Origin of the sequence: Vibrio sp. 1151_11 (genome assembly GCF_029478525.1) — a bacterium.
GTDB classification, from domain to species: Bacteria; Pseudomonadota; Gammaproteobacteria; order Enterobacterales; family Vibrionaceae; genus Vibrio; species Vibrio anguillarum.
Window position 1 is genome coordinate 14,112 of sequence record NZ_SHMN01000020.1, and the last position, 26,001, is coordinate 40,112.

General features: G+C 45.3%; 24 protein-coding genes. 11 read left to right on the plus strand and 13 right to left on the minus strand.

The annotated features are described in order from the left end of the window. Positions 1–86: 86 nt before the first annotated feature. Complete coding sequence (locus EXZ60_RS14100) at positions 87–2,042, minus strand: LTA synthase family protein (RefSeq protein ID WP_194567306.1); 1,956 nt, start codon at positions 2,040–2,042, stop codon at positions 87–89. Positions 2,043–2,315: 273 nt separating this feature from the next. Here EXZ60_RS14100 and EXZ60_RS14105 point away from each other — a divergent pair, with 273 nt between their 5' ends. Beyond that, positions 2,316–2,825 carry a cytochrome b/b6 domain-containing protein gene (locus EXZ60_RS14105; RefSeq protein ID WP_277435875.1) on the plus strand — a complete coding sequence of 170 codons (510 nt, stop codon included), beginning with the start codon at positions 2,316–2,318 and terminating at the stop codon, positions 2,823–2,825. 350 nt (positions 2,826–3,175) lie between these two features. Then, positions 3,176–3,535, plus strand: coding sequence for a diacylglycerol kinase (locus EXZ60_RS14110; RefSeq protein WP_088729695.1), 360 nt, complete (start codon positions 3,176–3,178; stop codon positions 3,533–3,535). Positions 3,536–3,701: 166 nt separating this feature from the next. Here EXZ60_RS14110 and tdh read toward each other — a convergent pair whose 3' ends face one another. Beyond that, complete coding sequence (tdh, locus tag EXZ60_RS14115; RefSeq protein WP_088733474.1) at positions 3,702–4,733, minus strand: L-threonine 3-dehydrogenase; 1,032 nt, start codon at positions 4,731–4,733, stop codon at positions 3,702–3,704. After that, positions 4,730–5,926, minus strand: a complete 1,197-nt coding sequence (locus EXZ60_RS14120) for a glycine C-acetyltransferase (RefSeq protein ID WP_277435876.1) — start codon at positions 5,924–5,926, stop codon at positions 4,730–4,732. Before EXZ60_RS14120 ends, tdh begins: the two co-directional genes overlap by 4 nt. Before the next feature lie 174 nt (positions 5,927–6,100). On the opposite strand from EXZ60_RS14120, the gene EXZ60_RS14125 reads away from it, so the two are divergent. Further along, a complete protein-coding gene (locus EXZ60_RS14125) occupies positions 6,101–7,024 on the plus strand; it encodes a LysR family transcriptional regulator (RefSeq protein WP_013868013.1) in 924 nt (307 codons plus the stop codon). A gap of 9 nt (positions 7,025–7,033) precedes the next feature. Further along, complete coding sequence (locus tag EXZ60_RS14130; protein WP_013868014.1) at positions 7,034–7,417, plus strand: VOC family protein; 384 nt, start codon at positions 7,034–7,036, stop codon at positions 7,415–7,417. Positions 7,418–7,446: 29 nt separating this feature from the next. Here the strand turns inward: EXZ60_RS14130 and EXZ60_RS14135 are convergent, their stop codons facing one another. Beyond that, entirely contained in the window at positions 7,447–7,812 is a 366-nt protein-coding gene (locus EXZ60_RS14135) for a hypothetical protein (RefSeq protein ID WP_026028259.1), read from the minus strand. A 344-nt stretch (positions 7,813–8,156) separates the two neighbouring features. Between EXZ60_RS14135 and uhpT the strand changes: the two genes are divergently transcribed. From uhpT to EXZ60_RS14155, 4 genes are all read left to right on the plus strand, one after another. Next, positions 8,157–9,551: a hexose-6-phosphate:phosphate antiporter gene (gene uhpT, locus EXZ60_RS14140; protein ID WP_013868016.1), complete on the plus strand. Its 1,395-nt coding sequence runs from the start codon at positions 8,157–8,159 to the stop codon at positions 9,549–9,551. Between the two features lie 195 nt (positions 9,552–9,746). Further along, positions 9,747–10,352, plus strand: coding sequence for a transcriptional regulator UhpA (uhpA, locus tag EXZ60_RS14145; protein ID WP_029189714.1), 606 nt, complete (start codon positions 9,747–9,749; stop codon positions 10,350–10,352). Beyond that, positions 10,352–11,887: a signal transduction histidine-protein kinase/phosphatase UhpB gene (uhpB, locus tag EXZ60_RS14150; RefSeq protein WP_277435877.1), complete on the plus strand. Its 1,536-nt coding sequence runs from the start codon at positions 10,352–10,354 to the stop codon at positions 11,885–11,887. The genes uhpA and uhpB overlap by 1 nt, the downstream gene beginning before the upstream one ends. A 19-nt stretch (positions 11,888–11,906) precedes the next feature. Next, positions 11,907–13,241: an MFS transporter gene (locus EXZ60_RS14155; RefSeq protein WP_277435878.1), complete on the plus strand. Its 1,335-nt coding sequence runs from the start codon at positions 11,907–11,909 to the stop codon at positions 13,239–13,241. Between the two features lie 46 nt (positions 13,242–13,287). On the opposite strand, the gene EXZ60_RS14160 is transcribed toward EXZ60_RS14155, so the two are convergent. Beyond that, positions 13,288–13,674 carry a cytochrome b562 gene (locus EXZ60_RS14160; RefSeq protein ID WP_013868020.1) on the minus strand — a complete coding sequence of 129 codons (387 nt, stop codon included), beginning with the start codon at positions 13,672–13,674 and terminating at the stop codon, positions 13,288–13,290. Positions 13,675–13,772: 98 nt separating this feature from the next. After that, positions 13,773–14,516, minus strand: coding sequence for a phosphatase (locus EXZ60_RS14165; protein ID WP_013868021.1), 744 nt, complete (start codon positions 14,514–14,516; stop codon positions 13,773–13,775). A gap of 189 nt (positions 14,517–14,705) precedes the next feature. On the opposite strand from EXZ60_RS14165, the gene EXZ60_RS14170 reads away from it, so the two are divergent. Then, on the plus strand, positions 14,706–17,582 hold the full coding sequence (locus tag EXZ60_RS14170; protein ID WP_346780467.1) for an HD domain-containing phosphohydrolase: 2,877 nt from the start codon (positions 14,706–14,708) through the stop codon (positions 17,580–17,582). Here EXZ60_RS14170 and trmY read toward each other — a convergent pair. From trmY to EXZ60_RS14205, 7 genes are all read right to left on the minus strand, one after another. Beyond that, positions 17,579–18,178, minus strand: a complete 600-nt coding sequence (gene trmY, locus EXZ60_RS14175) for a tRNA (pseudouridine(54)-N(1))-methyltransferase TrmY (RefSeq protein ID WP_013868023.1) — start codon at positions 18,176–18,178, stop codon at positions 17,579–17,581. The two genes, EXZ60_RS14170 and trmY, sit on opposite strands and share 4 nt — an antisense overlap. A gap of 79 nt (positions 18,179–18,257) precedes the next feature. Further along, on the minus strand, positions 18,258–19,490 hold the full coding sequence (gene arsJ / locus EXZ60_RS14180; RefSeq protein ID WP_094124586.1) for an organoarsenical effux MFS transporter ArsJ: 1,233 nt from the start codon (positions 19,488–19,490) through the stop codon (positions 18,258–18,260). 42 nt (positions 19,491–19,532) lie between these two features. Beyond that, positions 19,533–20,030: a cyclin-dependent kinase inhibitor 3 family protein gene (locus tag EXZ60_RS14185; RefSeq protein WP_277435880.1), complete on the minus strand. Its 498-nt coding sequence runs from the start codon at positions 20,028–20,030 to the stop codon at positions 19,533–19,535. Between the two features lie 12 nt (positions 20,031–20,042). Beyond that, positions 20,043–21,044 carry an ArsJ-associated glyceraldehyde-3-phosphate dehydrogenase gene (locus EXZ60_RS14190; protein ID WP_277435881.1) on the minus strand — a complete coding sequence of 334 codons (1,002 nt, stop codon included), beginning with the start codon at positions 21,042–21,044 and terminating at the stop codon, positions 20,043–20,045. A gap of 21 nt (positions 21,045–21,065) precedes the next feature. After that, entirely contained in the window at positions 21,066–21,407 is a 342-nt protein-coding gene (locus EXZ60_RS14195) for a metalloregulator ArsR/SmtB family transcription factor (RefSeq protein WP_277435882.1), read from the minus strand. 368 nt (positions 21,408–21,775) lie between these two features. Beyond that, positions 21,776–22,834, minus strand: a complete 1,059-nt coding sequence (arsB, locus tag EXZ60_RS14200) for an ACR3 family arsenite efflux transporter (protein WP_277435883.1) — start codon at positions 22,832–22,834, stop codon at positions 21,776–21,778. An 84-nt stretch (positions 22,835–22,918) separates the two neighbouring features. Beyond that, positions 22,919–23,248: a metalloregulator ArsR/SmtB family transcription factor gene (locus EXZ60_RS14205; protein WP_019280807.1), complete on the minus strand. Its 330-nt coding sequence runs from the start codon at positions 23,246–23,248 to the stop codon at positions 22,919–22,921. Between the two features lie 295 nt (positions 23,249–23,543). Here EXZ60_RS14205 and EXZ60_RS14210 point away from each other — a divergent pair, with 295 nt between their 5' ends. Together EXZ60_RS14210 and EXZ60_RS14215 are read left to right on the plus strand one after the other, a co-directional pair. Beyond that, positions 23,544–25,034: a SulP family inorganic anion transporter gene (locus tag EXZ60_RS14210; protein WP_017048956.1), complete on the plus strand. Its 1,491-nt coding sequence runs from the start codon at positions 23,544–23,546 to the stop codon at positions 25,032–25,034. Positions 25,035–25,044: 10 nt separating this feature from the next. Then, positions 25,045–25,893 carry a universal stress protein gene (locus tag EXZ60_RS14215; protein WP_013868031.1) on the plus strand — a complete coding sequence of 283 codons (849 nt, stop codon included), beginning with the start codon at positions 25,045–25,047 and terminating at the stop codon, positions 25,891–25,893. Positions 25,894–26,001 lie beyond the last annotated feature (108 nt).

Genomic DNA, 26,001 nt, shown 5'->3' on the forward strand with positions numbered 1-26,001 from the left:
CTTGTTTAAGTCCAACCAGTTTATGTTTCTCAGCCACTTTTGGGTACTGATTTATCGCATAACACTGTAGGTGGATAAAAATATAATCAATATGAATCAGATGCGGTGTAGTAGTTTTCTTTAAACGCTAAGCTTCCCCACATAGCATTGGCATGAGCACGTTTAACCACTTCTGGATCCAACTCTTTTTCTGTCAGGGTATCTGATTTAAAATCATATTGATAAGTAGAAATACCTTGCTCAGGCCGAATAACAACCAGTTGGTTGTCTGCTGTCATATAGCCATAGTTTTTATCTCGTTGCATCATTACTCGCTGCTTTTCTGCAGGAACATCATGAGTTAAATCGAACCCAATCATTGGGTTTTGGCTACTGATACCGGCCAAAGAAAGCAGTGTGGGTGCAAGGTCAATTTGACTAACTAGACGATCGTCAATGCGGTGTTCAATGCCGCCACCAAAAATCACCGCTGGAATTCGAAAGTAATCGACTGGTACAGGCTGATTACCCTGTGTTCTAGCATCATGATCTGCCACAGCAACAAACACCGTGTTATCCCAATATGGTGACTTTTTCGCTTTTTCAATGAACTGTCCAAGCGCATAGTCTGCATATTTCACCGCATTTTCCACCGTTTGCTTTGGCTCATTATACGGTTCAATCACGTTATCAGGGTATTCAAATGGGCTGTGGTTCGATGAGCTAAAAACTAAGCTAAAGAACGGTTTACCTTCACGACTCATCTTCGTAAATTGCTGATCTGCCTTATTGTAGAGATCTCCATCTGACGCGCCCCATGAACCAACATATTTAGGCGACTCAAAAGTTGGGAAATCTTGCATATCGACAAAACCGTTACCTAAGAAGAAACTCTTCATATTGTCAAAGTGGCTTTCACCACCGTAAATAAATTGTGTGTGGTAATTTCGAGACTTTAATAAATCCGCAATTGAAAAGAAATTCGTTTGGCTTTTACCTAACTTGACCACCGAACGTGCAGGAGTCGGAGAAAACCCAGTGGTCACCGCTTCAATACCACGAACAGAACGCGTTCCCGTTGCGTACAAACGGGTGAATGCCCACCCCTCATCAATCAGTTTATCGATATTGGGTGACGCATCGATACCACCAAGACGGCTAACATAACGTGCACCGTGACTTTCAAGCAGAAGGATTACGATATTTTTAGGCTGGCCTTGATAGGTCGCTTGGTGCATTGCCATGCTAGGTTGTTGTGCAGAGACAAAGTCTTTATTGTCGACATTCATGGATGCACGAATTTCTTGGACGATCTCCTCCTTATCTATTTTCGGGTAAAACTCGAAAGCACTCGCTTCAGATTTCATCTGTTTGGCAGCAAAAATCGCTGAAAATGAGGAGTTTAACGTTAAATCATTCACCAAAGGGTCACTAGAAAAAGCCACCATCGCCGGATTTAATGGACGGTGTCCCAGTGAAGAACGCGCCCCCAAAATACCAATAGCCACAACCAAAATAGCAATCAGCGGACGCCAATACCATTTAGGAAAGCTTAAGTTCGAAACAAGCTGCTTGCTCCATTTCCAACCGACAAAAAGTGTGAACGTGGAAACTACGGCACCAAGGAAAAGTTCAAATTTATAGCCACTCCAAAGCATACTGAAAACTTCTTTGGGATAAATGAGATATTCGATAAAAATTCGATTAGGTCGCAGATCGTACTCAATAATAAATGGCGGTGTTGCTGCTTCCATGTAAACAATCAACCACAAACCGCCGGTAATCCACACACGTAAAAACCAATGCCAAACCCGACCGACAGCATGATCGCCAGACAGTAGACTAGATAACAACGCTGGTAAAATGAGCAAATAGCAAAGAGAAACAATATCAACTCGCAGACCACTTAAGAAAATGGTCAGCCATCCACCAGCATCACTCACCCGTTCAAAATGCCAGATAGCCAGTCCTAAACGAGAGACAAAAAAGATAACTAGCCCCACCACGAATACGGCAGCAATCGGATAGAGAGGCCCTAAGTAGGGTTTGATTTTATTGAGCATAAATTTCAACAACTATTAAGATTAAATGAATGATTAGATAATACGTTAAGGCATTGATAAAAGAAATAAGTTCCATTTCATTTTGTAAAACGAAAAACTATCGCCTATTTTATCTTCATGCGTTAAATGTCTTAAGTTTTTCTTAAGATTAATATGGCAAATTCCTTTATCGAACACTGACAGAATTAAGAGTGGCGGGATTTATTTAGATTAATTAAACGACAGAAATCCATTTCAATCTTGATAATATAAACAAAATAGAGGAACGCTAAAATGCCTAAAACTTACAAATGGGATCTATTTGTTCGCTTGACACATTGGATTGTGGCGGGATCTTTCTTAACCAATTACCTCATAACAGAAGAAGGTAGTAAAACACACCAATGGATTGGCTATCTACTGATGATCACGATATGCCTTCGTCTCATTTGGGGTCTTATTGTCCATTCCCCTGCTCGCTTGTCTGCCTTTAAGCCTTCAATACACAATGCGTTTATTCACATAAAGCAAGTAATAGAAACAAAAGAAGATCACCATGAAGGGCACAACCCAGCTGGAGCTGTTATGGTCTGGATCTTGTGGTCTGGCCTCCTCATAACAAGACTTAGCGGCTGGGCAACACAACTGGATATGTTATGGGCAAATGACTGGCTCAGCGAATTGCATGGAGCGCTCGCAAATCTAACGATGCTGGCAACGATAAGCCATATAGCCGCCATTGTGATAATGAGCCACTGGACTGACCACAATTATTTAAAAAATATGCTGTTACATAAAAAATAGAAATATGTTCATTGAACCTGAGTGCTTAGGTTCATCAGGTTTAATCGACTAAGTAACAGGGGTGTCTTTACAAAAAGATCCGTATTTAATGCTCTATTTAACTTTTAATTAGTATTCATGACTGAAGAGGCCGTCTAAATTTTAATCATTACTATGGCGATTTTTGTTAATAGGGATAACATCAACTTTGTATTATTTCAAAAAAGTGACATGGCAATGAATTTTCATATAGAAAAATAATAGATAGATACAGTATGCTACATCCGATAGCACTTTTTAATAAGATGAGAGTCAACTCAAGCTATCGACATTTTTATTATCTCATTATTAACTATTAGGTTACTCACTTTATGAAACCAGGCCGTACAGGAATGAGTCGTTTATTTTACGCTACAGGTTATTCAATGAAAGGCCTTCAGGCTGCATGGAAAAATGAAGCCGCCTTTAGGCAAGAAATCGTCGCTTCTATCATTCTAATTGTGATCACTTTTTTCTTGCCAGTCAATGAATTAGAACAGTTAATGATGATCGGTAGCTTAGTACTGATTGTCATCGTTGAGCTTATGAATTCAGCCGTGGAAGCTGTAGTTGATCGCGTAGGTAGTGAGTGGCATGAGCTCAGTGGCCGTGCGAAGGATATAGGATCAGCTGCGGTTTTGATTGCACTACTTTTTGCTGCATTTACATGGATTTTTATTTTGGTACGCTAAATGAAGTGAGCGTTTGAAAATTATTCGTTTTCTTACGTCGGTATTAGTTTTCTCCTAGCGCTATATTTTGCCACCGCCGTTAACTTGCTTGTTTATTCTGTAGTCGCGGAGTAAATGCTGTTCAAAAAAAGCGCCCCAACCGGAGCGCTTCAACTTCAATATTCGATTATTCCCAATCAAGGATAACTTTGCCAGAAAGCCCGCTGCGCATAGCATCGAAGCCCGTTTGGAAGTCATCAATTTTGTAATGGTGAGTGATGATCGGCGTTAGATCGAGGCCAGATTGGATGAGGCTCGCCATTTTATACCAAGTTTCGAACATTTCACGGCCATAGATACCTTTGATCACCAAACCTTTGAAGATCACTTGGTTCCAATCGATCGCCATATCTGAAGGTGGAATACCTAATAAAGCAATACGACCACCGTGATTCATGGTTTTCAGCATAGAACTAAAGGCACTCGGTACGCCTGACATTTCAAGGCCGACGTCAAAACCTTCTGTCATGCCAAGTTCACTCATGACCTCTTCTAACTTTTGTTCCGCAACATTCACGGCGCGTGTCACGCCCATTTTGCGTGCAAGCTCAAGGCGGTATTCGTTGACATCGGTGATCACCACATGGCGAGCACCAACGTGTTTCGCCACTGCGGCCGCCATGATACCGATTGGACCAGCACCAGTGATCAGCACATCTTCGCCGACTAAATCAAATGACAATGCGGTGTGTACCGCGTTACCAAATGGGTCAAAAATCGAGGCTAGATCATCGGAAATACCATCTGGGATCTTGAAAGCATTAAACGCAGGGATAACTAAGTATTCAGAAAATGCACCAGTGCGGTTCACACCAACACCCACAGTATTACGGCATAAGTGAGTACGACCACCGCGGCAATTTCGACAATGGCCGCAAGTAATATGACCTTCGCCAGACACGCGATCACCTAATTCAAAACCGCGAACTTCTTGACCAATGCCAACCACTTCACCGACGTATTCATGGCCAACCACCATTGGCACTGGGATGGTTTTTTGTGACCACTCATCCCAGTTATAGATGTGAACATCGGTGCCACAAATTGCGGTTTTCTTAATTTTAATCAGCAGATCGTTGTGACCAAGTTCAGGCATTGGCACTTCGGTCATCCAAATGCCTTGCTCTGGTTTGAGTTTGGATAATGCTTTAATTTTCATTTAATGAGCCCCATTTCTTGGCCAACAGCAATAAACGCATCAATGGCGTGGTCGAGTTGCTCGCGGCTATGCGCGGCTGACATTTGTGTACGAATACGAGCTTGGCCTTTGGGCACAACAGGGAACGAGAAACCCACAACATAAATGCCCTTAGCTAATGCTCGTTCTGCAAACTCTGCTGCAACGATGGCATCGCCGAGCATAATCGGGATGATGGCGTGATCCGCGCCACCCATAGTGAACCCCGCGCCTTCCATACGAGTACGGAAATGCGCGGCGTTATCCCAAAGTTGGTCGCGAAGCGCGGCGCTTTCTGCCAGTAAATCCAGCACGCGAATCGATGCTGCAACAATCGCTGGCGCAACCGAATTAGAGAATAAATAAGGACGTGAACGTTGACGAAGCCAATCAATCACCTCTTTTTTACCGGAAGTGTAGCCACCTGAAGCACCACCCATCGCTTTACCAAGGGTACCGGTGATGATATCAATACGGTCAATCACATCATGGTATTCATGCGTGCCACGGCCATTTGCACCCATAAATCCAACCGCGTGTGAATCATCCACCATAACGAGCGCGTTGTATTGATCCGCTAAATCACAAATCGCGGGCAAGTTTGCGACTACGCCATCCATTGAGAATACACCATCCGTTACGATGAGCTTATTACGAGCGCCCGCCGCATCGGCTGCGATCAACTGCTGTTCCAACTCTTGCATGTTATTGTTGGAGTAACGAAAACGCATCGCTTTACATAAACGCACACCATCAATGATTGAGGCATGGTTCAACGCGTCAGAGATAATCGCGTCTTCTTTATCTAAAATAGTTTCAAATAAACCGGTGTTTGCATCAAAACATGAGGTGTAAAGAATCGTATCTTCTTTACCTAAGAATTGAGAGAGCTTCTGTTCCAGTTGCTTATGTATATCTTGCGTACCACAGATGAAACGTACCGAAGCCATACCAAAGCCGTGACTGTCCATGCCTTGCTTCGCCGCTTCAACCAGCGCAGGGTGATTGGCCAAACCAAGGTAGTTGTTGGCACAGAAGTTCAACACTTCTTCACCAGTAGAAATCTCGACCGCCGCTTGTTGTTGCGAAATGATCACACGTTCAGATTTATACAGACCTTCCGCTTTGATTTCCTCAAGCTGGTTTTGGATCTGTTGATAAAATGCAGAAGACATTGCTACGTCCTTATTTTTATATAGCGCAATAGCTATGGTGTAGGGCAGCCTAAACGAAAATAGATCCTTCATTTACACTGTAAAATCGCTTAATGGTATTTTAGTTGATCCCATTTACGACTATTATCCCATGACATGGAAAACCATTCGTGAACTTCAGGCACAAATACAATTATGATCACGCATCGTCTTATCGCCCTGCTGCCTGATTTAGCGGCTTTCATTCTCGTCGTCAATGAAGGTAGCTTTACGGCAGCCGCTCAAAAGCTAGGGGTAACACCTTCGGCATTAAGTAAATTGATTACCCGTTTAGAACAAGCGCTATCAGTGAAGTTATTTGAGCGAACCACGCGCCAACTCTTAATCACTCAGGCAGGAAAGCGCGTTTATGATCAAAGTCTGTTGATGGTCAACGCTGCGCAGCAAGCGGTTGAGCTTTCCACCTCTGACCACACCGAACCTGCAGGCGCACTCACTGTTGCGGCACCTGAAGCATTTTTGAACTCAGTTCTGCAACCCCTTGTGCTTCCTTTTCTAACTCAATACCCTGAAATTCAACTTAAGCTGAGAGCTGCAGATGGTGCGATCGATTTATTCAAACACAATATTGATGTGGCGTTTAAACTGACTGATAAGCCAGATGAAAACTTGGTACTGCGTGAAATTGGCAAAACCCACTTAGTGTTGTGCGCCAGCCCAGAATATATAGCGGCCAGAGGCACGCCCACCCACCCTATCGAATTAACGGATCACGACTGCTTGTATCTTGCCGAAACCGAGCGTGACCATCTCTGGGATTTTCATAAAGAAGATGAGTTCCATACAGTGGCCGTCTCAGGCCGCTATGCAGTAAACCACTCACAAATGCGTTTGAACGGCGTGAAAAATGGCTTAGGTATCGGCATCTTCCATGATTTTGTCATTCAGCAAGCGCTCGTTGAAGGCAGCGTCGTCCGGCTATTAGCCGATTGGACGATCAAAAGTAATTACTACGGCTCGATTGCCATGCAATATCCGCAAACAAAGTACATGCCAGCAAGGCTGCGGGTGTTCATTGATTACGTCACTGAACATTTGGTCAGCCAGCTCAACAAATAAAGGGTAATCATGCTAAAACGAATCCACCACGCGGCAATTATTTGTTCAGACTACGCACGTTCCAAAGCGTTTTATACTCAGATCTTAGGGCTACCTGTTATTGCTGAAAATTACCGCACCGCTCGCGATTCATACAAGCTGGATCTTGCTCTGCCCGATGGCGGACAAATTGAGCTGTTCTCATTTCCAAATACACCACCAAGACCAAGCTTCCCTGAAGCTCAAGGGCTACGACATTTAGCGTTTGTGGTGGACAGTGTCAGTGAAGTCAAAGCGTATTTAGAGGAAAAAGGCGTCATCGTCGAGCCCATCCGCGTTGATGAGTTCACTGGTCGCGAATACACATTTTTCGCCGACCCAGATGGTTTACCGTTAGAGCTTTATTCTGAATAGTGAATAGAGGAAGGAATCAAGGCTATTTTCTAACGCCAGTACAACAGATTAAATAATGGTGGCGCACGAGGAACTTGTTTTTCAAATCGTACACTTAGAGCCAAAAAAGTGTAGCTGTCTGAAACAAACAAGTTCAGTCGTGTCAGTAAAGGTGTCGTTGGAAGTGAATCTTGATGAAAGGTGGAGAAATGAGCAAAGGGACAGGGTTTCGTATGCTGTGTCTGTACTTTTCCCTCTTCAATTTGAACCAGCTCAAAACCATTAATGGTGCACAGTGTGGCCCAAACCCCCGCCGTATTGCCATGCGCATTTATTACAGGCATAAGCGACACCAACACCCAACTGAGCGCGCTGGTGAGCAACATTATTCTGTTAAAACGGTTTAGGCGAATCATAGCAACACTCAATTTTTTCTTGTCGACACTCTATAACGCAATGATAAAAATAACAGTGCGGCAGCGCTAAAAACTTAACAAATACCCTCAAGTTCGCTACAAATCGTTAGCTTAAAGACGACGTTTCAAGATGCATATCAATGTGACTCCATTCACGCTTTGTCTATCAATCTACCCAAACTAGGAAATATTCCTAACTCAGTTAGGCCATGCCCTCAAGTCAATCGCCAAGCCGATTTTTACAATCACTCTATAATGCAGCCAGACGGTTGCTAGCCATTCGACTCTGGTGTGAATTGACTGACAGCAGAGATTTCTTTGACGTGATTTTCTAAGGATTTCACATGCTAAAACTTTTGCAACAGGTTCGGCTACCGACCCTCGATCTCCCCGCAGCAGAACGCCGTAAAATGTGGTTCAAACCATTTTTACAATCATACCTTGTGGTGTTTATTGGCTACATGGCGATGTATTTAGTGCGCAAAAACTTCAACGTTGCACAAAACGATATGATTTCAACCTACGGCTTGTCGATGACACAGCTAGGGCTGATTGGTCTTGGTTTCTCCATCACTTACGGGATTGGTAAGACAGTGGTCTCTTACTACGCCGATGGCAAGAACACGAAACAGTTCCTACCTTTTATGCTGATCCTTTCTGGTATTGCAATGCTTGGATTTAGCATGAGCATGGGCGGTTCAAGCGTCAGCATTTTCCTAATGGTTGCTTTTTATGCGCTAAGCGGTTTTTTCCAAAGTACTGGTGGGCCATCAAGCTACTCCACTATCACCAAATGGACGCCCAAAAATAAACGCGGCACCTACTTAGGTTTATGGAATATGTCGCACAATGTCGGCGGCGCAGGTGCGGCAGGCGTAGCACTGTTTGGTGCAAACTATCTCTTTAATGGTCACGTTGTGGGCATGTTTGTGTTCCCATCAATCATCGCATTAGTGGTGGGTTTCATTGGTTTGCGTTACGGTAGTGACTCTCCTGAAGCATACGGTTTAGGTACGGTCGAAGAGTTGTTTGATGAAGCGGTCAGTGAGGAAGATATTGCTGCGGAAGAAAACCAAATGACCAAACGTGAGATCTTTGTTGAATACATTTTGAAAAACAAAGTGATTTGGTTACTCTGCTTTGCCAACATCTTCCTCTACATCGTGCGTATCGGCATCGACCAGTGGTCTACTGTGTATGCCTATCAAGAACTTGGTTTGTCAAAAGAAGCGGCCATTTCAGGCTTCACTCTCTTTGAAGTGGGCGCATTAGTCGGCACTTTAATGTGGGGTTATCTGTCCGATCTTGCTAATGGCCGCCGTGCTTTGGTCGCCTGTGTCTCTCTGGGACTCATCATTGTTGCGCTCGAATTCTATCAGCACGCCACCAGCGAGTTTATGTATCTCGCGTCACTGTTTGTGCTAGGTTTCCTTGTTTTTGGCCCACAACTACTGATTGGTGTTGCTGCGGTTGGCTTTGTGCCGAAAAAAGCGATCAGTGTCGCCGATGGCGTTAAGGGCACCTTTGCTTACTTAATTGGTGATAGTTTTGCCAAACTTGGCCTAGGTATGATCGCCGACGGTACACCGATTTTTGGCCTCACCGGCTGGAAGGGCACCTTTGCTGCGCTCGACACTTCAGCGATGATCTGTATCGTACTGCTGATTTTTGTCGCGATCGCAGAAGAGCGTAAGATCCGCCATGAGAAAAGGCTAAAGCTGGCCGCAGCTGCCGCTTAGCTCCCAGCAAAATCAAACGCGATATTCTCTTTTATGAGTGTGTCGCGTTTTATTGTGCCACCCCTTCCTTTTTGACGCGCTAGACTCCTCTACAATGGCATCCATAGCAAAGGGATATATTGCTTGTTTAATTGTCTCTGTGGCGTTAGTTTAAGCTCCCTTTTTACTCAGGCAATATAAACAGCGGGGGTTGTGATGATCAAAGTAGCACTAGTGGATGACCATATCGTGGTACGTTCAGGCTTTGCCCAACTCATGAACCTTGAAGACGATATCCAAGTTGTCGGCCAATTTAGCTCGGCGGCCGAAGCGCGCGCAGGGCTTCCCGGCACGGGGGCAAACGTCTGTATTCTTGATATTTCAATGCCTGATGAAAGCGGGCTGTCGCTGCTTCAAGATCTCCCCTCTGGGATAGCATGCATTATGCTGAGCGTTCACGATTCCGCGGCCATGGTCGAAAAAGCCTTGGAGGCTGGAGCAAGAGGCTACTTAAGCAAACGTTGTAGCCCAGAGGAACTCATCCAAGCCGTACGGACCAGCGCCCATGGTGGTTGCTACTTAACACCCGATATTGCGCTTAAACTCACCTCTCCCAAGCGCGAGGCAAAGCTATTAGCACAGTTGACCAAACGTGAGCGGCAAATCAGTGAAATGCTGGCTGCCGGGCTGGATGTGAAAGCGGTCGCCAATGAGCTTGGACTTAGCCACAAAACCATTCATGTCCATCGCGCCAATGCCATGGATAAGTTAGGTGTGAGCAATAACGTGGCCTTAGCGAAATATTTTTCTGACTCATTCTAATGCCACGCTATTTTATTACGTCACTCTGCGCTTGGTTTCTGCTCTCTTGCAGTTGGTTTTGCTTGTGGGTTATCGCCTACTATTTTGTCAACGATCCGGAACTGGCGATCTTCTTCTTTCCTTTTGCTCTGCGTTTAGGTACTGCGCTGCACAGTCCACAACGTTACTGGCCCGCGATTTATGGTGCAGAATGGTGGCTGACGATTGCGCTCGCCATGCTAATGGAACAACCTCAATGGCTGACCGTACTCGCCGCCAGTATCGCAACGCTGCCCTTAAACCTGCTCGCCCAGCGCTACTACCACGGAAGTCAGTGGCGTCGCTTTATTGTGATGGGCGGGTTGATCCTCGCCAGCGCTATCATTAATACGCTGGCCACCACCTACCACGGCCATGCCGCGTCAATGGTGATGTTAGTCAGCATCACAGCTGGCTTAATGATTGTGCCAAGCTGCTATTTGATATGGAATTATCTTTTCCAAAGCACTTGGGTTCCACTGACGGCGAACTTAGTCTCTCGTCATATCGAATTTCGCACGCGTCACGTCTTACTCTACTCTTTACTATTTATTTTAAGCATTGCGCTGCAAATTGGTTTACCTGATGAGCTTCGGCGTTTTGCGCCATTTTGTTTAGCCATCCCGATCATTTTGCTCGCTTTTCGCTACGGCTGGCAAGGTGCATTGCTCGGCACTCTGCTCAATAGCATTGCATTGATCGCGGCTCGTAGTGGTGTCTCTAATATGGAAGTCACTGATCTCCTGCTCTCTCTTTCAGCACAAAGTTTAACCGGCATTTTGCTGGGAATGGGTGTGCAGCGACAAAGAGATCTCAACACCAAGCTGCGCCAACAGCTTGATCGTAACCAAAATTTGTCTCGCCAATTAGTCAAAGCTGAAGAATCTGTTCGGCGCGATATTGCTCGCGAGCTGCACGATGAGATCGGTCAAAACATTACCGCTATCCGTACTCAAGCCAGCATTATTCAACGCGTCGAATCTCAGCCCGTCACCAGCAATTGTGCTAAAACCATTGAATCTCTCTCTTTAAATGTTTACGACACAACTAAAAGTTTGCTAACCCGTTTACGCCCTAAAACCTTAGATGATTTAGGCCTAGTCGAAGCACTGGATCAACTGCTGCGTGACCTTGAATTTGAGACGCACGGCATTCAAGCCCAAGTGGTTTGGACGGGGAACTCAACCACTCAACTGCAAAAGTTAAGTGATGCCACCAAGGTGACCCTTTATCGATTGTGCCAAGAGGCGCTCAATAACGCCTTAAAATACGCGGAAGCTAGCCACATTGTGATTGAGTTTTCGTTGGCAAGTGATGTCACACTGCGCATTCACGATGATGGCATCGGTTTCAAAGCACAAGCGCAGCTGAACGGCTTTGGTTTACGGGGGATGCGTGAGCGAGTCGAGGCATTGGGTGGCCACTTTCAGATTATTAGCCACTGTCAGTCTACAACAGCCAACCACGATCTAAGCGAGAATGGCACTCAGCTTACCGTCACACTGCCCCACTTATAATCGTGGAATATAAAGCACTATGATAAATTTTCTACGCTCTCAACCACCGAAACCGCTTCTTGCATCAGCGCAGGAGGTTAATCAGCAGTACCGTTATTGGCGCTTTCACATCATGATGGCGATGTATGTCGGTTATGCGCTTTTCTACTTCACGCGTAAAAGTTTGAATTACGCCATGCCCGCGATGATTGCTGACCTCGGTTTAGATAAGAGTGATATTGGCATCATGGGCACGTTGTTTTACATCACCTATGGTATCTCAAAATTTCTGTCTGGGATTTTGTCGGACCGCTCCAACCCGCGCTATTTTATGGGCCTAGGGTTAATGGCAACGGGTTTTATCAATATTCTGTTTGGCTTTTCAAGCTCAATCAGTATGTTCATCTTACTCTGGGTGCTCAATGCTTGGTTCCAAGGTTGGGGATGGCCTTCTTGCTCTAAACTCCTGACAACTTGGTATTCGCGCTCTGAACGTGGTTTTTGGTGGGCGTTATGGAATACCGCTCATAACGTGGGGGGCGCGTTGATCCCATTACTGGTTGGCTTTCTCACTTTCCATTTTAGTTGGCGCGAAGGTTTTATTGTACCGGGCTGTTTAGCCGTTATTGGTGGGGTTTTCTTATGTTGGCGATTGCGTGATAAACCAATGACCCAAGGTTTACCCAGTGTTGGTCAATGGCGTAATGACGCCCTTGAACTGGCGCAAGAAAATGAAGGCCTCGGCCTTAGCACTAAACAGATCTTGCACAAATATGTGTTAGGAAATAAGTACATTTGGTTACTCGCCTTGAGCTATGTACTGGTTTACATAGTACGTACTGCCATCAATGATTGGGGAAATATCTACCTTACCGAGCAACAAGGCTATAATTTGATCACGGCTAATGGCGCGCTTTCGCTGTTTGAAGTCGGTGGGTTTATTGGATCGTTAGTCGCAGGCTGGGGCTCAGACAAACTGTTTGGCGGCAACCGTGGACCAATGAATCTGATTTTTTCAATGGGCATTTTTCTTTCGGTGGCAGCGCTGTGGCTGATGCCGTTAACGGGGTTTGTATTCCAAGCCGCTGGCTTTTTTACGATTGGCTTTTTTGTCTTTGGCCCACAAATGTTAATTGGTATGGCCGCCGCGGAATGTTCTCACAAAGATTCGGCTGGCGCAGCAACTGGGTTTGTGGGGTTATTTGCGTATATGGGCGCAGCGCTCGCTGGTTACCCGTTAGCCATTATTGTCGAGCAATTCGAATGGCGAGGCTTTTTTGTCACCATTTCTGTTTGCGCCGCTGTGATCGGCTTACTACTGCTGCCTTTCTTACAAGCTCAGTTTTCAGGCAGCGACCACCCCACGAACCATTGAACGTTATAACCAATCCAACGTTATCGTGAGGGGGCCACAAAGCTGATTAACCAAATAAGCGCTTCCAGATACTTGGGTTACGCTGCTCGTGGTATTCAACACGCAGTTCGTCTACCGTCCGCAGCGTTTGTTGAGCTTGCTCTAAATTTCCTTGCTCAAGATCCACTTCGATTTTGTCTAATGCCACTGAAAGCTTATTAAACCCTTCTAAATAGAGATCTTGCTTCTCCGGTGGATAATTTCCTCGTTTTGACTCTTCAACCAACTGACTTAATCTCTCAATGGGTGCTTGCATTGTTTCAACGCTGGTCGCTTCTGCCGCTTGTTTAAATTCAAGCTTCATTTGTTTCATGTTCTGTTTTAAGTCAACATTAGCCGCCGACACGCTAGCCGCAAATAATGCGCAAGCTGTTAATATCATTATTTTTTTCATAATTATTTCTTTTTATTCTGGCAAGAAGTGCCAAGTTTAATGGATCTCAAGATAAAAGAGGGACAAATTTTTGTCATTTTTTATGACCTCTTTACGGCTTATAGTGTTTGATATTCTGCGATCGCTTTTCGCCCGCGCAGTGCTAAAAAGGCCAGAAACTGCTCGACACTGTGCGTAATCACTTTCTCAGCAGCAATACCAACGTTCTCAAGCAGTTCACTTGCCAGTTGAAGTTGGCCGATATCTTGACAAAAATGAGCATCGCTGCCAGTGGTAACATAAGCACCATGCGCTTTCGCCACCTTAGCAATTTCATAACAGCGATCGACACTCCCTACCCTGCTGTGTCCTTTTAAGGTGCTGTTATTAATTTCTATCGCAACGTGATGCTGGGCGGCGCAGGCGATCACCTCATCAAAATCAAAATCGAAATTAGGGTTACCTAAGTGCCCTAGCGCATCCACTCGTCCACCTTTAATCACATTGATCAACGCTTCGGTATGCGCTGCTTTATCGGCAGGCTGAAATACGGGCTCATGAAAACTGGCGATAACCCAATCTAAGTTTTGATCAACCGAAGGGTGAACATCAATCTCGCCAGCACGATTCATGATGTTGGACTCAATGCCTCGGATAATGGCAACACCGTCTAAAAAGCGCGGCAAAATACGTTGATTGGAGAAGAACCAATAATGCGGCGCTCCAGGCATCGACTGCGCATGATCGGTTGTGCAAAACATTGCTAATCCATTTTCTTTAGCTGAACGCGCGTTTTCAATGAGCGTGCTGTAAGCGTGACCACTTGCATAAGTGTGGGTATGAGTATCAACGACAAGATTCATTTTAATTATTCCATTCCAACAGCGATGCTTCAGTGTAACAGCCTCGCTGATGGCACTTCAATCTAAGGGCGATATATTCACCATATCGACACTTTTTGACCGGATGAAAACACACCGATGTGAAATGGTTTTTTGCAACTTACCCACATTGAACAATACTTAGCAATGTCATCCAATTCGGAGTTGGTTATGAAACGACGTCGTTACTCACTGAGCATTCACATTACGAGTCTCTTTTTAGTGCTCGCCATGGTGATCGGCATTGTATTGATTGGCATAAGTTATCACCATAGTCAGCAACTACTGACGGTAAGTGCACAAGGATTAAGTAGCGAAAACAGCAAAAAACTGGAATCAGCATTTAAACAAAGTGCCGCACCTATCTTGACTACGCTCGATTTTTTAGCTTTTAGTAACGTAATTGATCAACCGGATAAAGTCATCTCGGACCCACGCCAACTCGCCACCGTTTGGCTGACCTTCCAACGTAATCCACAGTTGGTCGCGCTCTATTATTGTGACGAAGCTGGAGCTTGTACTACATTTCGCTCGCTGAGCTTTGATAAAGCCAAACAGCGTTTTGATGCCCCCGCGCAAGCTCAGCTATTGGCCCATTACACTCAAGTTGATGGCACTAACCGCTTTATCTATTTAGACCAGAACCTTGAAAGCCTGCTCGACAAACAAGATAACAATAATAAATTTGATCCTCGCGTGCGTCCTTGGTTTACCTCGGCAAGTCAAGATGGCGCGATACGCTTAACGGAACCTTATTTCTTTTTCTTCCTACAAACGAGTGGCGTCACACTGTCACGTAGATCGGCCGATGGAAAGAGTGTGCTTGGCGCCGATTTCACGCTTGACTCACTGTCAAAACAGATGAGTACGATGGGTTTTTCTGACAGTGCTCAGCTCATTTTGTTCGATAATCAATTTAGACCACTCGCCCAACACAATACTAAGTTCGAGCTACAACAAGATCCCTCACAGATTGCACAGCAACTACAGCAAAGTACTTTTGCACCAATATTGAATCGGGTCAGCAGCCAAACTTTGTATGAAACGGTCAATATGAATGGCACAACGTGGTCGGTGACGTTAACGCCGGTACTTTTAAACGACAATGTACGCTTGTTGCTGGCAGAAGCGGTACCGCAAGACGATTTGATCGCAGATTTGCTCTCGATGCGAGATCAGCAGATTTTTGTCGCGTTAATCATGCTCGCTATCGCTTTTGCAGTGGTTGGTTTTGTGGCGCAAAGGCTCGCCAGCCCTTTAGGTAACCTAGTGCAATTGACCGACAACATCACGAGCTTTGAATTTAAAAAGACACGCTACCCAAAAAGCCGGATCCGCGAAGTTGCCAATTTAACCCAATCGATAGAGCTCATGGAGCATACACTGCACGACTTGCTGCGACTATTACGCGAAACCGCCAGCAATCAAGAATTCAGTGTGTTAGCCAAAACGATTACCCATCAAAGCTATTTGATCACTCGAGCTGAAACTATTTTGCTCTACACTTACGCCAACGAAAATAACCAATTTATCACCGCAGCAAACCACGCCATCATTCCCTTTAAGCTTGATATCAACCAGTTGTCTCAAGAGATGCCGTGGCTACTTTCTGAACTGCGCAAAGGCCAAACGGTTCATTTATCTAAAACCGATAATTCGATGCGTAAGCATAAAGATGAGCTGTATAATTCTGATCTTTATCTTTTCCCACTGCTCAACCGAGACAAGCAGTTAGTTGGCGTATTAAACCTCGGCTACGAACGGGCCATCACTCCCGATCAGCAAGACAAACATGCATTTTTACGAGAGCTGCTCAGTTTTGCCGAAATCGCTAAAGACAATATCGACAAAATGCAACGGCAAAAGGAGATGCTCAACTCGTTTATTGAATTGATCGCATCAGCCATTGATACCAAATCCCCTTACACGGGCGGCCATTGTCAGCGAGTTCCTGAATTAACCAAAATGATCACTAAAGCAGCGGAAAACGATCGCACCTATTTCCCACAATTTTCCATGACCAATGAAGAGTGGGAAGAGCTCACTCTCGCCGCTTGGCTGCATGATTGTGGAAAAGTGACCACGCCTGAATATGTGATTGATAAAGCGACCAAATTAGAAACGATCTACGACAGAATTCACGAAATTAGAATGCGTTTTGAGCTGCTCAAATGTCAAGCTGAAACGGACTACTGGCAAGGTGTTGCGCAGGGTAAGAACGAGCCAGATCTCAAGCAGCAGTTGCTGACGAACCAACAAATCCTCGATGAGGAATTTGCTTTCGTCGCGCAGTGTAATATTGGCAGTGAGTTTATGAGCGATGATGACCTTTCCCGCTTAGAGCGAATTGCGCAAAGAGAGTGGAAACGGACTTTGGATGATCAACTCGGTACTTCTTGGATAGAGAACCAACGTGCAGGAGAGTCAAAACCATTGCCCACTATGGAGCGCTTGCTTGATGATAAACCCGTACATCAGTTGCACTGGGTGAACGGTTGCCGTCCACAAGATCTGTGGCAAGAAAACTTTATTTTACAACCGGGAGAACTGCGCTATAACCGAGGTGAGCTCTATAATTTGTCCATTCGCCGTGGCACGCTCACTAACGAAGAACGCTTCATGATTAATGATCACATTGTGCAAACCATCATGATGCTCAAGCGGCTACCTTATCCTGAACATATGAAAAACGTTCCTGATATTGCGGGAAGCCACCATGAACGAATGGATGGCGCGGGTTATCCAAGAGGTTTAAATGAAGAGCAGCTTTCCATCCCCGCTCGAGTGATGGCAATAGCCGATGTGTTTGAAGCACTGACCTCTAGCGATCGCCCCTATAAAAAGGCCAAAACGCTCAGCGAATCGATCGCGATCATGACCACCATGGCCACCACAGGCCATATTGATCCGAAGCTTTACTTACTCTTTTTAGAAAAAGAGATTTATCAAGACTATGCGGATCGGTTTTTACACTCCGATCAGCACAGCCCAATTGATAAAGAAGCACAGATAAAAAAAGTAAAAATGAGTTTGAAAAAGACTTTTTAAAGACCGCGAATATCTAACTCATTCTGGATCAGCACAATGCACTGCGAGGCAAACAGCATTCGAGGCCCAAGGCTGATTTTCTGTGTATTAAGGCGCTTTAAACTGTTCCAACTTTTTTTCGGCATCGGGATGTGGTCAGTAAGTAAAAAGCAGCTGTCGTCAGAAAATTGATGCTCACGGACACTTTCGCCTTTTTTATCCAGTAAATACAAGTGGTAACTTTCAGAAAGGCGTTGCACCAACTTTTCAAAACTGATGGTTTCAACCGTGAGTCCTTGCTCGACCTCTCGGGTTTGCTCTTTGCCCATACCCACGGAAACGTCTAAAGCGTGGCCTATTTTGGTCAGCAAGGCTTGCTCGTGAAAGCCACCGATATTGTGCAACTGGCTCGACTCAAAGCATAAAGTCCGCGAGAAATCTTGCGTACTTTCCAGCACTAAGTAGACCACCACGTCATCACGATGCGACTGCGCAGTAAAAATAGCGTTCATGAGTACGTGGGCCAAAATTTCGGTGTGGGCTTCTTGCCCAACAGAGGCTAAAAAAGTCTGTTTATCCGTGGAAGCGGCACGGGCCCTTACAACAAAAGCTCTCATGTGACTGACTCAATTCATTCAATAAAGCACGGACTCTATCACAATCTCCATCTACTGGAATAGTGATCTACTGGTGAAGCTACGGTTCGCTCGTCAACACAGCTTTGCTTTTCGGGAGCCCCAATGAAATGAGAGTGGTCAGCAGCAGAAAACCAAACGAAACCCACAAACACGCCGCTAATCCCCAAAGTTGGAAAACCCACCCGGAAAGCACGGTACCGATTAAACGCCCCATCGCGTTTGCCATGTAGTAAAAACCAACATCAAGCGATACACCATCCCCCTTGGCATAGCTCACGATCAAATAGGAATGCAGCGATGAGTTAATCGCAAAGACCGCGCCGAAAAGCAGTAACCCCGCGATGATCACGACTTCCGGATGCCACTGCGCTTGAATGCTGTAGGCGATCAAACCGGTAATCAGCGCCAGTAGCGCCGCCCAACCGAGCGCAGATCGCCCATCCGGCACTTGGTCTGAAGCACTGCCCGTTATTTTAGGAGCAAACCCTTGGATCACGCCGTAGCCAATCACCCAGAGCGCTAAAAAGCCGCCCACGGCACTGTGATCCCAACCAAAAACGCTGCCCAGATAAATGGGTAAGGCAATCACAAACCAAACGTCTCGCGCGCCAAATAAAAATAGGCGAGCCGCCGATAAAATATTCACGCTGCGCGATTTGGAGAAAATCTCTGAAAATTTCGGTTTGGTTTTGGCTTTACCAATATCGGCTTGCAAGCTAAGCAAACTGCCGATAAAAACCAACAGCAATACCGCCGCCATAGCCGCTACCGCATATTGAAAGCCGATCCAAGAGAGCAAGACACCACCGAGAAAAAAGCCGGCCCCTTTTAGAGCGTTTTTTGAACCCGTAAGAATGGCTATCCACTTGTAGAGTGCGCCTTGTGCATTTTCAGGGACTAACGTTTTGATCGCACTTTTTGCACTCATTTTATTGAGATCTTTTGCGATGCCCGATAACGCCTGCGCCGCCATCACCCAAGGAATGGTTAACCATGCAGCAGGTACAGCAAGCATCAAGAGCGCGAATATTTGCATGCCAAGGCCAATATTCATGGTGCGATTCAGCCCTAAACGCGCACCAAGCCAACCGCCAATCAGGTTAGTGACCACGCCAAAAAATTCATAAAAGAGAAACAAAGACGCAATCGCTAAGGTCGAATAACCCAAATCATAAAAATACAACACCACCAACATGCGCAGCGCGCCGTCAGTGACGGTAAAATTCCAATAATTAAAAGTCACTAGCATGTACTGGCGAACGTTTTGGTTGAGTTGAGACAACATAATCACTCTCTTTGCCAAAGAGCCGCCTAAGGCAGCTCTTTGGGACTGTTATTGATTAACAAATTGTTTGATGTACTCAACTTGTACATCTTTGGTAAATGCACCCGGCCTTAATGATTGAACTTGAGTAATAATGTTTTGCAGTTCCCAACCTTTCTCCAGCAATAAATGAGCAGCAAGTAAACCAGTACGACCCGATCCACCCATGCAATGCATGGCAATCTTATCTCCCTTGGCAAGCGCCTGATGAAGTGAAGGGGAGATACTTTGCCAATGCGTTTGAAACTGATGGTCGGGCGCGCAATCATCTTCAATCGGGGCGTGAAACCATTGCAGCCCCGCTTGCTCAACCACTTTAGGCAAGTCACCAACACCTTTCTCTTGCATCTCTTCGTGACTTAGAGCCGTCACCACAACGGTAACACCTTGAGACTTCAATTGTTCAATACTCTCAACCAGAGGAAGATCTTTTGTCCCCGGGCAAGGCGTCAATACCAACCCAGCGCTGTTTTCTGTAACGGGCAGTTCCCATGTAGGATGTGTCATTTCTTTGCTCCTTTATGCCAAACCGACTTTGCGTACTAATTCTGCGGTACGGGTTGCGTAACCCATTTCGTTATCGTACCAAGCGTAAATTTTCACCATGCGCTTTCCCACCACCATGGTCGAGAGTGCGTCGACAATCGTTGAGCGTTGGTCGCCTTTATAATCAATCGATACCAATGGCCGCGCTTCAAAACCGAGAATGCCTTTGAGCTCATTTTCTGAAGCGGCTTTAAGTAGCGCGTTGACTTCTTCCGCGCTGGTATCGCGTTTCACATCAAAAATAATGTCGGTTAACGACGCATTAGCCAGCGGCACACGCACCGCGTGACCGTTAATTTTGTTTTTCAGATCGGGGAAGATTTCCACAATCGCTGTCGCAGAACCTGTAGTTGTTGGGATCAAACTCATACCACAAGCACGCGCACGACGTAGATCTTTATGCGGTGCATCCAAAATGGTTTGCGTGTTGGTCAAGTCGTGAATGGTCGTAAACGAGGAATGTTCAATACCCAGTTGCTCATGAATCACTTTGACGATAGGCGCAATGCAGTTGGTGGTGCAAGAAGCGGCCGTAACAATCTGATGTATTTGTGGATCAAAGATGTGGTCATTGACCCCAACCACGATATTGGCAATACCCGCTTCTTTTACCGGGGCCGATACCACCACGCGTTTTACACCTTGTGCTAAATACTGATTCAAAAACTCAGACTTGCGGTGTTTGCCTGTTGCTTCGATGACCACATCGCAACCAGACCAATCGACGTCACTGATCGCTTTTTGTTGTGAGGTACGAATAACCTTACCGTTGGCAATGATCGCATTACCGTCGCTTGTCACTTGGTGATGCCAACGGCCTTGTATTGAATCAAATTCGAGCAAATGAGCCAAGGTCGCCGCGTCTCCCGCAACGTCGTTAATCTGCACAAATTCGATCTCAGGCCAATCAAATGAGGCTCTTAATGCTAAACGACCAATGCGGCCAAATCCGTTAATTCCGACTTTAATCGACATCTTTATTTCCTTTTATCCCTTCTAAACACAGCATTCTGGGCGAGATTCCATCTCTGCCAGCCTTTGCATATCTTGTTGGTATTCTTTTTTCAGGCAGTTGGATTCCACCAGCCCTTGAATTTGTTTTTTCATCCATCCGGGTAACTGCTCTGATAGCCGATAAAACACCCATTGTCCTTGCCTTGTATCAACCACCACGCCACTGGAACGAAGTAGAGCCAGATGGCGAGAAATTTTCGGTTGGCTCTCATTTAACGCTTGTGTCAACTCGCCGACACACACTCGTTGCTCACGTGCAATCATGAGTAAACAGCGCACCCGCGTTTCATCGGACAGCAATTTAAAAAACTGATGAGGTAGCATTTTACTTATCTCTGCATATGCGGATGTACATATGTATCATATAAAAAGAAATCGCTGTCAATAGAAAAGTTACCGCTAAATAAAAGTTACCGCTGACTTCAGAGAACAATGCTAAAGCGAGCAGTAAAATAGCTGATGGTATGTTGCAGGGCTTTTGTGGCATTTTGATTACAATCGATTTCCCAATAGATCTATTTTTGATACGCCGATCATACCCCGATGCATCGCAACATTGGGATCAAGAGTTCGTGCGTAGCAGAACATAGATGACGTTTCTAACTCATTCACAAACATTTCACATTTTTAAAACAGTCTACGGTTATGAAATTTAATGAGAAAAATATCCTGAAGTTCGGACTCAGAGAACGCTAGTATTTCTTTTTCATACGCAGCGCGACGTTGACCAAGGCAATCAACACCGGCACTTCAACCAAGGGCCCAATCACACCCGCAAATGCTTGATCGGAATTTAAACCGAACACGGCAATGGAGACCGCAATCGCCAGTTCAAAGTTGTTGCCTGATGAGGTAAAAGCAATTGAGGCATTTTGATCGTAAGGAATGCCCAGTTTTTTACCAATGAAAAAGCTGACAAAAAACATCACTAAGAAGTAAATCACTAAAGGGATGGCAACGCGTATCACGTCCATCGGCAGTTCAATGATCATCTCGCCTTTCAGGCTGAACATCAAAACTATCGTCGCTAGTAGTGCCACCAGCGTAATCGGTGAAATACGCGGAATAAATACCTCGTTGTACCATTGCTCACCTTTCGCGGCCACCAACCATTTGCGGCTCAAAAAGCCAGCTAAAAATGGGATACCTAAATAAATCAGTACACTTTCGGCGATATCGAGAATGGTAATATCAACTACAAAACTCTCTAGCCCAAAATATGGCGGCAAAACAGTAATAAATAGCCACGCCATAAAACTGTAGGTGACGATTTGGAATGCGCTATTGAGCGCCACCAACGCTGCGCCGTACTCTTTGTTCCCACCGCTGATATCATTCCACACCAATACCATCGCGATGCAACGCGCCAGACCAATTAAGATCAGTCCGACCATATAACCGGGATAATCGCGTAAGAAAATGATCGCCAATGCAAACATCAAGATAGGCCCGATAATCCAGTTCATCACTAAAGAGAGTGTGATGGCGCGTTTATCACGAGTCACTTCACCTAGTAGGCTGTAATTCACTTTTGCCAGTGGTGGATACATCATCAAAATCAAACCGATCGCCAGCGGAATATTGGTCGAACCGACCGACATGCTCTCATTCCACTGCGCCACTTGCGGAAAGAAGACACCGATCGCTACCCCTAACCCCATCGCAAGGAAAATCCACAAGGTTAGATAGCGATCGAGAAAACTCATTTTTTCGGCTGCAGAGGCTTCTGCGCAGACAGGTAATTCACTCATACATCACATCTCTCGGTAAGTCTAACAAGGGAGCCGCACACAACTTTCTACTTACAGCCATGGCGAAATAGCAACGCTAAAATTTCATTCATTTTGACAAGATGGTTGAGCAATGCGCGTTAGCTCTTGCGCAATCAATGCAGCATTGTGGTTCAGCGTGATGTCCAATATCTGCACCATCCAACTTTCCAGCTCAGGATTGATTTGGTAGTACACCCACTTGCCGCGACGTTCATCAATCACTAGCTCATTTTTTCTCAGTTCAGCTAAATGACGGGACACTTTGGGCTGACTTAATTGCAACGCATTCATTAAATCACACACACACAACTGCCCTTTGTGCTTCATTAACAGCAAGGATTTAAGCCTCGTTTCTTCAGACAAGGATTTATAAAAAGATAAACTGCGGCACATAAACAATACATATGGAATATCGAATATGTTCAAGTGTAAGGAGCAAAAGAATAAAAGTCAAACACCAGAACTATCCTCGCGTACGACGGGCAGCGCTTGAAAAACACCGTGACAACGGGAGGAATCGACGACTGCAATACAAATAGTGATCGTTTGGTTGACCTACACCACATCAATGATTAGGATCACATTTTTAAAATCAACCAAGAGATGTTGCGAATGCTGCTTACGCCGCCCTAGATTGATCTTTACCTCTCACAACTCACCTTTTTATTTCATTTTTTAGAGATTAAGTATGCTACAAAATATTAAGCGCGATTGGTTTTCCAATGTGCGAGGGGATGTTCTAGCTGGCACTGTCGTTGCGTTAGCATTAGTTCCTGAGGCAATAGCCTTTTCTATCATCGCAGGTGTAGACCCTAAAATCGGCCTTTACGCTTCATTCAGTATTGCCGTGATCATTTCAATTGTCGGTGGACGACCCGGCATGATCTCAGCAGCCACTGGAGCAATGGCACTCTTGATGGTCACTTTAGTCAAAGAGCATGGCTTGCAATATCTACTGGCAGCCACTGTTTTGACCGGGGTTCTACAAATACTGGCCGGTTACCTCAAACTGGGCGATTTGATGCGTTTTGTATCACGTTCGGTCGTGACGGGGTTTGTTAACGCGCTGGCGATTCTGATTTTTATGGCGCAATTACCAGAGCTAACCAATGTAACATGGCACGTTTATGCCATGACGCTCGGTGGGCTGGCGATTATCTACCTATTCCCCTACGTTCCTGTGGTTGGCAAATTGCTACCTTCGCCATTAGTGTGCATTATCGCCTTAACTCTGATTGCTATCAGCTTTGGCATTGATATTCGCACTGTGGGCGATATGGGGGAATTACCAGATACTTTGCCGATATTTTTATGGCCAGATGTTCCGCTCAACCTTGAAACCTTATGGATAATATTTCCTTATTCAGCCGGATTGGCCGTTGTCGGTTTATTAGAATCAATGATGACAGCAACCATTGTTGACGATTTAACCGATACCAGCAGTGATAAAAATCGTGAATGTAAAGGCCAAGGTATCGCCAACATTGCCACTGGCTTTCTTGGCGGCATGGCCGGTTGTGCGATGATTGGCCAATCGATCATCAACATTAAATCCGGTGGACGCGGCAGACTCTCTACTTTTTGCGCCGGTATTCTACTGATCATCATGGTGGTGTTTTTAAGTGATTGGCTCAAGCTCATCCCGATGGCGGCTTTAGTCGCGGTCATGATCATGGTTTCCATTGGGACCTTCTCTTGGAGTTCGGTAAAGGATCTCAAAACTCACCCACTTTCTACCAGCATCGTGATGATCGCGACCGTTGTTGTTGTTGTTGCAACCCATAACTTAGCGATCGGTGTCGGTGTCGGCGTGCTGCTTGCTTCTCTCTTTTTTGCTAACAAAATTGGCCGCTTCATGGTGGTTAAAAGTGAACTCTCTGAAAATGGAGAAGAGCGTACCTATCGTGTTGTTGGGCAAGTCTTCTTTGCTTCGTCAGATCAATTTATGAACGCGTTTGACTTCAAAGAGGTCTTAGAGCGTGTCACTATCGACCTCTCTGCAGCGCACTTTTGGGATATTACTTCGGTTTCTTCGCTAGATCGTGCTGTTATCAAATTCCGACGCGAAGGGACCGATGTAAACATCATCGGTATGAATGAAGCAACGGCAACGATTGTCGATAAATTCGGCGTGCATGGTAAGCCAGAAGAAGTTGAAAAGCTGATGGGCGGACATTAAGGAAAAGATTATGACCAATATTATTGCTTGCATCGATGGATCGATTTATTCACAGTCGGTCGCCAATTTAAGCGTGTGGGCCGCCAAAAGCTTACACGCACCGTTAACCTTATTGCACGTACTTGATAAGGCGGCCAATCAAACCGAAAGTGAACTGTCTGGTAACATCGGTTTAGGCAGCCGAGAACAGCTGTTGAAAGAGCTTATTGAACTAGACGAAAAGCGTTCTAAACTAGCCTTAAGGCACGGTAAAGCGTTACTCAATGAGCTAGAAACTAAAGCTCATGAACAAGGTTTACAAGATGTGCATAAACTGCAAAAGCACGGAAACCTGCTGGAGACTTTGCTTGATCTTGAAAACGAAATTCGTGTATTGGTGGTCGGTAAATCAGGTGAAGTGCACCAAAACGACGCCATGGCTGTTGGATCTCAATTAGAGAGTATCGTGCGTACAATGAAGTCGCACACCTTAGTGGCAACGGGTGATTTTACGCCACCACAAAGTTATCTATTAGCCTTTGATGGCAGTGAAATTAGCCAGAAATTAGTGGATAAAGCGATTAAAACACCGCTGCTAAAAGGGCTGGAGTGCCATTTGGTGATGGTGGAAGATAACCACGATAAAGCGAGCGCGTTTAAAGCTGCCGCCGAGAAATTATGTGCGAACGGTATTCACGTTGTGGAAGCGTGCTTATCTGGCGAAGTTCATAAGGCGATTCTTCAGTACCAACAACAAAACCAACTTGGCATGATCGTCATGGGCGCGTTTGGACACTCTAAACTTCGTCAGTTCTTCGTTGGCAGTAACACCACTCGGCTCTTAGCCGAATCAAGCGTACCGATGCTATTGATACGATAATAATTGATAAATTAACCATATAGATAAAGCCTTCTTCGGAAGGCTTTTATTATAAAACTCTGTTGTGAAGGGTAAGTGCAAGTAGTAAACTTGCTGCGGATATGCAAC

What these genes read in the sequence shown, in the direction of transcription:
- EXZ60_RS14170 (WP_346780467.1), top strand. Translation starts at nt 14,706, where the DNA reads ATGAAACGACGTCGTTACTCACTGAGCATTCACATTACGAGTCTCTTT.
- EXZ60_RS14190 (WP_277435881.1), bottom strand. Translation starts at nt 21,044, where the DNA reads ATGTCGATTAAAGTCGGAATTAACGGATTTGGCCGCATTGGTCGTTTA.
- EXZ60_RS14205 (WP_019280807.1), bottom strand. Translation starts at nt 23,248, where the DNA reads ATGTGCCGCAGTTTATCTTTTTATAAATCCTTGTCTGAAGAAACGAGG.
- EXZ60_RS14120 (WP_277435876.1), bottom strand. Translation starts at nt 5,926, where the DNA reads ATGTCTTCTGCATTTTATCAACAGATCCAAAACCAGCTTGAGGAAATC.
- EXZ60_RS14210 (WP_017048956.1), top strand. Translation starts at nt 23,544, where the DNA reads ATGCTACAAAATATTAAGCGCGATTGGTTTTCCAATGTGCGAGGGGAT.
- EXZ60_RS14110 (WP_088729695.1), top strand. Translation starts at nt 3,176, where the DNA reads ATGAAACCAGGCCGTACAGGAATGAGTCGTTTATTTTACGCTACAGGT.
- tdh (WP_088733474.1), bottom strand. Translation starts at nt 4,733, where the DNA reads ATGAAAATTAAAGCATTATCCAAACTCAAACCAGAGCAAGGCATTTGG.
- EXZ60_RS14195 (WP_277435882.1), bottom strand. Translation starts at nt 21,407, where the DNA reads ATGCTACCTCATCAGTTTTTTAAATTGCTGTCCGATGAAACGCGGGTG.
- EXZ60_RS14165 (WP_013868021.1), bottom strand. Translation starts at nt 14,516, where the DNA reads ATGAATCTTGTCGTTGATACTCATACCCACACTTATGCAAGTGGTCAC.
- uhpT (WP_013868016.1), top strand. Translation starts at nt 8,157, where the DNA reads ATGCTAAAACTTTTGCAACAGGTTCGGCTACCGACCCTCGATCTCCCC.
- EXZ60_RS14125 (WP_013868013.1), top strand. Translation starts at nt 6,101, where the DNA reads ATGATCACGCATCGTCTTATCGCCCTGCTGCCTGATTTAGCGGCTTTC.
- trmY (WP_013868023.1), bottom strand. Translation starts at nt 18,178, where the DNA reads ATGAGAGCTTTTGTTGTAAGGGCCCGTGCCGCTTCCACGGATAAACAG.
- EXZ60_RS14155 (WP_277435878.1), top strand. Translation starts at nt 11,907, where the DNA reads ATGATAAATTTTCTACGCTCTCAACCACCGAAACCGCTTCTTGCATCA.
- EXZ60_RS14135 (WP_026028259.1), bottom strand. Translation starts at nt 7,812, where the DNA reads ATGATTCGCCTAAACCGTTTTAACAGAATAATGTTGCTCACCAGCGCG.
- uhpB (WP_277435877.1), top strand. Translation starts at nt 10,352, where the DNA reads ATGCCACGCTATTTTATTACGTCACTCTGCGCTTGGTTTCTGCTCTCT.
- arsB (WP_277435883.1), bottom strand. Translation starts at nt 22,834, where the DNA reads ATGAGTGAATTACCTGTCTGCGCAGAAGCCTCTGCAGCCGAAAAAATG.
- EXZ60_RS14160 (WP_013868020.1), bottom strand. Translation starts at nt 13,674, where the DNA reads ATGAAAAAAATAATGATATTAACAGCTTGCGCATTATTTGCGGCTAGC.
- EXZ60_RS14100 (WP_194567306.1), bottom strand. Translation starts at nt 2,042, where the DNA reads ATGCTCAATAAAATCAAACCCTACTTAGGGCCTCTCTATCCGATTGCT.
- EXZ60_RS14215 (WP_013868031.1), top strand. Translation starts at nt 25,045, where the DNA reads ATGACCAATATTATTGCTTGCATCGATGGATCGATTTATTCACAGTCG.
- EXZ60_RS14105 (WP_277435875.1), top strand. Translation starts at nt 2,316, where the DNA reads ATGCCTAAAACTTACAAATGGGATCTATTTGTTCGCTTGACACATTGG.
- EXZ60_RS14185 (WP_277435880.1), bottom strand. Translation starts at nt 20,030, where the DNA reads ATGACACATCCTACATGGGAACTGCCCGTTACAGAAAACAGCGCTGGG.
- uhpA (WP_029189714.1), top strand. Translation starts at nt 9,747, where the DNA reads ATGATCAAAGTAGCACTAGTGGATGACCATATCGTGGTACGTTCAGGC.
- EXZ60_RS14130 (WP_013868014.1), top strand. Translation starts at nt 7,034, where the DNA reads ATGCTAAAACGAATCCACCACGCGGCAATTATTTGTTCAGACTACGCA.